General features: G+C 68.4%; 6 protein-coding genes. All 6 read left to right on the forward strand.

Annotated elements, in window-relative coordinates:
- A partial coding sequence (gene hisD, locus TX88_RS17160) for a histidinol dehydrogenase (protein WP_044518430.1) occupies nucleotides 1-1,069 on the forward strand: 1,069 nt, incomplete at its 5' end.
- Complete coding sequence (locus TX88_RS17165; protein ID WP_044518432.1) at nucleotides 1,069-2,208, forward strand: histidinol-phosphate transaminase; 1,140 nt, start codon at nucleotides 1,069-1,071, stop codon at nucleotides 2,206-2,208. The genes hisD and TX88_RS17165, both read left to right, overlap by 1 nt.
- Nucleotides 2,205-2,813 carry an imidazoleglycerol-phosphate dehydratase HisB gene (gene hisB, locus TX88_RS17170; RefSeq protein ID WP_044518433.1) on the forward strand — a complete coding sequence of 203 codons (609 nt, stop codon included), beginning with the start codon at nucleotides 2,205-2,207 and terminating at the stop codon, nucleotides 2,811-2,813. Before TX88_RS17165 ends, hisB begins: the two co-directional genes overlap by 4 nt.
- Complete coding sequence (gene hisH / locus TX88_RS17175) at nucleotides 2,810-3,427, forward strand: imidazole glycerol phosphate synthase subunit HisH (protein ID WP_044518435.1); 618 nt, start codon at nucleotides 2,810-2,812, stop codon at nucleotides 3,425-3,427. Before hisB ends, hisH begins: the two co-directional genes overlap by 4 nt.
- Entirely contained in the window at nucleotides 3,424-4,158 is a 735-nt protein-coding gene (gene priA / locus TX88_RS17180; protein WP_044518436.1) for a bifunctional 1-(5-phosphoribosyl)-5-((5-phosphoribosylamino)methylideneamino)imidazole-4-carboxamide isomerase/phosphoribosylanthranilate isomerase PriA, read from the forward strand. The genes hisH and priA overlap by 4 nt, the downstream gene beginning before the upstream one ends.
- The coding region (locus tag TX88_RS35160; protein ID WP_044518438.1) for an inositol monophosphatase family protein at nucleotides 4,155-4,670 on the forward strand (516 nt) is incomplete at its 3' end. The genes priA and TX88_RS35160, both read left to right, overlap by 4 nt.

Below are 4,670 nucleotides of genomic sequence, written 5' to 3' on the forward strand. Positions count from 1 at the left end.
ACGCGCCGCACTGCAGGTCGCGATCGACCGGGCGCGCGCGGTGCACGCCGATCAACGCCGCACCGACACCACCACCACGCTGGCCCCCGGTGCCACCGTCACCGAACGCTGGGTGCCGGTGGAGCGCGTCGGGCTGTACGTGCCCGGCGGCAACGCGGTGTACCCGTCGAGCGTCGTGATGAACGTGGTGCCCGCGCAGACCGCCGGCGTCGATTCGCTGGTGATCGCCAGCCCGCCGCAGGCGGAATTCGACGGCCTGCCGCACCCGACCATCCTGGCCGCCGCCGCGCTGCTCGGCGTCGACGAGGTGTGGGCCGTCGGTGGTGCGCAGGCGGTGGCGCTGCTGGCCTACGGCGGCACCGACACCGACGGTGCCGAGCTGGCTCCCGTCGACATGATCACCGGTCCCGGGAACATCTACGTGACCGCCGCCAAGCGGATCTGCCGCTCGCAGGTCGGCATCGACGCCGAAGCGGGCCCGACGGAGATCGCGATCCTGGCCGACGACACCGCCGACCCGGTGCACGTCGCCGCGGATCTGATCAGCCAAGCCGAGCACGACGAGATGGCGGCCAGCGTGCTGGTCACCGACAGTGAGGCATTGGCCGCGGCGACCGATCGCGAGCTCACCCGCCAGCTGGCCACCACGGTGCACGTCGACCGTGTCCGGGTGGCGCTCTCGGGCAGGCAGTCAGCGATCGTGCTCGTCGACGACATCGAGGCCGGGGTGCGGGTGGTGAATGCCTACGCCGCCGAGCACCTGGAGATCCAGACCCAGGACGCGCCCGGGGTGGCCGGCCGGATTCGTTCCGCGGGAGCGATTTTCGTGGGTGCCTGGTCTCCGGTCAGCCTGGGTGACTACTGCGCCGGCTCCAACCACGTGCTGCCGACCGCGGGCTGTGCGCGGCATTCCAGCGGCCTGTCCGTGCAGACCTTCCTGCGCGGCATCCACGTCGTCGAGTACGACGAGGCCGCACTCAAAGACGTTTCCGGACATGTGATCACCTTGTCCAAGGCGGAAAACCTGCCCTCCCACGGCGAGGCGGTACGACGGAGGTTCGAGCGGTAATGGGCGCACAGGATGTGACGCTGGCCGATCTGCCGCTGCGGGAAAACCTGCGCGGGAAATCTCCTTACGGGGCTCCGCAATTGGTGGTGCCGGTGCGGCTCAACACCAATGAGAACCCGCATCCGCCGACGCAGGCCCTGATCGACGACGTCGCCGCCTCGGTCCGCGAGGCCGCCGCCGAACTGCACCGTTATCCCGATCGTGACGCGGTGGCGTTGCGCACCGATCTGGCGGCCTATCTGACCGCGGCCACCGGTGTGCAGCTCACCGTCGACAACCTCTGGGCGGCAAACGGTTCCAACGAGATCCTGCAGCAGCTGCTGCAGGCCTTCGGCGGGCCGGGACGCACGGCGATCGGGTTCGTGCCGTCGTACTCGATGCACCCGATCATCTCCGACGGCACCCAGACCGAGTGGCTGCAGGCGGCCCGCGCGGCCGACTTCGGGCTGGACGTCGACGCCGCCGTCGCCGCGGTCGAGGAGCGCACACCCGACGTGGTGTTCGTGGCGAGCCCCAACAACCCGTCGGGCCAGAGTGTCTCGATCGAGGACCTGCGCCGTCTGCTGCAAGCGATGCCGGGTGGCATCTTGATCGTCGACGAGGCCTACGGCGAGTTCTCGTCGCAGCCCAGCGCGGTCACCTTGATCGACGAGTTCCCGGCCAAGCTGATCGTCACCCGCACGATGAGCAAGGCGTTCGCGTTCGCCGGCGGTCGGCTCGGCTATCTGGCCGCCGCGCCCGCAGTGATCGACGCGCTGCTGCTGGTGCGCCTGCCGTATCACCTGTCCGTGCTCACCCAGGCCGCCGCGTGCGCGGCGTTGCGTCACGCCGACGACACCCTGGGCAGTGTTGCGACCCTGGCCGCCGAACGCGACCGGGTGAGTGCGGAACTGCATCGCCTCGGCTATCGCGTGATCCCCAGCGATGCCAACTTCGTGCTGTTCGGCGAGTTCGTCGATGCACCCGCGACGTGGCAGCGCTACCTGGACAAGGGGATCCTCATCCGCGATGTCGGCATCCCCGGCTTCCTGCGCACCACAATCGGTCTGGCCGAGGAGAACGATGCGTTCCTGGCCGCCAGTGCCGATCTGTCCGCCACCGAACTTCAGCCAGCCAACAGCCCGGTAGGAGCATCGTGACCCGTCGCGCGAAGGTCGAACGTAAGACCAGGGAATCCGACATCGTCGTCGAGATCGACCTCGACGGCACCGGCGTCGTTGACATCGACACCGGTGTGCCGTTCTTCGACCACATGCTGAACGCGCTCGGCACCCACGCCAGTTTCGATCTCACGGTGCACGCCAAGGGCGACATCGAGATCGAGGGGCACCACACGATCGAGGACACCGCGATCGTGCTGGGCCAGGCACTCGGCCAGGCGCTCGGTGACAAGAAGGGCATCCGCCGGTTCGGCGACGCGTTCATCCCGATGGACGAGACCCTCGCTCACGCCGCGGTCGACGTGTCAGGCCGGCCGTATTTCGTGCACACCGGGGAACCGGAGTTCATGGTGGAATTCACCATCGCCGGATCGCAGGCGCCGTACCACACCGTGATCAACCGGCACGTGTTCGAATCACTGGCGTTCAACGCCCGCATCGCATTGCACGTACGCACGCTCTACGGTCGCGACCCGCACCACATCACCGAGGCGCAGTACAAGGCCGTGGCCCGCGCGTTGCGCCAGGCCGTCGAGTACGACGCCCGGGTGACCGGCGTTCCGTCGACCAAAGGCACTCTGTGACCAAGAAAGTCATCGTTCTCGACTACGGATCGGGCAATCTCCGCTCGGCTCAGCGTGCGCTGGAGCGGGTCGGCGCGGACGTGGAAGTCACGGCCGATCCGGGCGCTGCCGCGGCAGCCGACGGTCTGGTGGTGCCCGGTGTCGGTGCCTTCGAGGCCTGCATGACCGGACTCCGGGCGATCGGCGGCGAGAAGATCATCGCCGACCGCCTGCAGCACGGTCGTCCGGTGCTGGGGGTCTGCGTCGGCATGCAGATCCTGTTCGCCCGCGGGGTGGAATTCGGGACGGAGTCCACCGGTTGCGGGCAGTGGCCCGGCTCGGTGACCCGACTGGACGCCCCGGTGATTCCACACATGGGGTGGAATGTCGTCGACGCCGCGGCCGGCAGCACCCTGTTCAAGGGGCTCGACGCCGCAACGCGCTTCTATTTCGTGCATTCGTACGCCGCCCAGGAGTGGTCCGGTAATCCGGACGCACTGGTCACCTGGGCGACGCATCATGTGCCCTTCATCGCTGCCGTCGAAGACGGCGCGTTGTCGGCCACGCAATTTCATCCGGAGAAGAGTGGCGACGCCGGTGCGACGCTTCTCGCGAATTGGGTTGAGGGACTGTGAGTTTGATTCTGTTGCCGGCTGTCGATGTGGTGGACGGCAAGGCGGTGCGTCTGGTCCAGGGCAAGGCAGGCAGTGAGACCGATTACGGTTCGGCGCTGGAAGCCGCGCAGGCATGGCAGCGTGACGGTGCCGAGTGGATCCACCTGGTGGACCTGGACGCCGCCTTCGGGCGCGGCAGCAACCGCGAACTGCTGGCCGATCTGGTCGGCAAGCTCGACGTGAAGGTCGAATTGTCTGGCGGGATCCGCGATGACGATTCGCTGAAGGCAGCCATGGACACCGGTTGTGCGCGGGTGAACATCGGCACCGCGGCGCTGGAAAGCCCCGAGTGGTGCCGCCGCGCCATCGCCGAGTACGGCGACCGGGTGGCTGTCGGGCTGGACGTGCAGTTCGAGAACGACAGCTGGCGGCTCCGCGGGCGCGGCTGGGAAACCGACGGCGGCGACCTCTGGGAGGTCCTGGATCGCCTTGACCGCGAAGGGTGTTCGCGATACGTCGTCACCGACGTCACCAAGGACGGCACCCTCACCGGTCCCAACCTGGAACTGCTCGCCGCGGTCGCCGACCGCACCGACGCCCCGGTGATCGCCTCGGGCGGGGTGTCCAGCCTCGATGACCTCCGGGCGATCGCGACCCTGACCGGCCACGGTGTCGAAGGCGCAATCGTCGGGAAGGCGCTCTACGCCGAACGATTCACTCTGCCGCAGGCACTGGCCGCGGTCAGCGGATAAGCGAGGTGGGTGACCTGGATCCGTCGAAGTTGGCCGCACTGGTAGCTGCGGCGACCGAGATCCTCGACGCGGCGTCGGTGCCGTTCATCGCCGGGCACCGCGCGGATTCCGCGGTCACCAAGCAGGGCAACGACTTTGCCACCGAGGTCGATCTCGCGATCGAACGGCAGGTGGTGCGGGCGCTGACCGAGGCGACCGGGATCGGGGTCCACGGCGAGGAATTCGGCGGGGAGCCCATCGACTCGCCGCTGGTGTGGGTGCTCGACCCGATCGACGGCACGTTCAACTACGCGGCCGGGTCGCCGATGGCGGCCATCCTGCTCGGGTTGCTGGCCGATGGTGAGCCGGTCGCCGGCCTGACCTGGCTGCCGTTCACCGGACAGCGGTATTCGGCGCTGGTCGGAGGTCCGGTGCGGGACAACGGCACCGCGCTGCCACCACTGGGGTCACCGACCCTGACCGACTCGATCGTCGGCATCCAGACCTTCAACATCGATTCCCGCGGCCGGTTC

The organism is Mycolicibacterium septicum DSM 44393 (assembly GCF_000455325.1).
Classification (GTDB): domain Bacteria; phylum Actinomycetota; class Actinomycetes; order Mycobacteriales; family Mycobacteriaceae; genus Mycobacterium; species Mycobacterium septicum.

Coding starts and splice junctions, on each gene's coding strand:
- TX88_RS17165 (WP_044518432.1), top strand. CDS start 1,069: ATGGGCGCACAGGATGTGACGCTGGCCGATCTGCCGCTGCGGGAAAAC.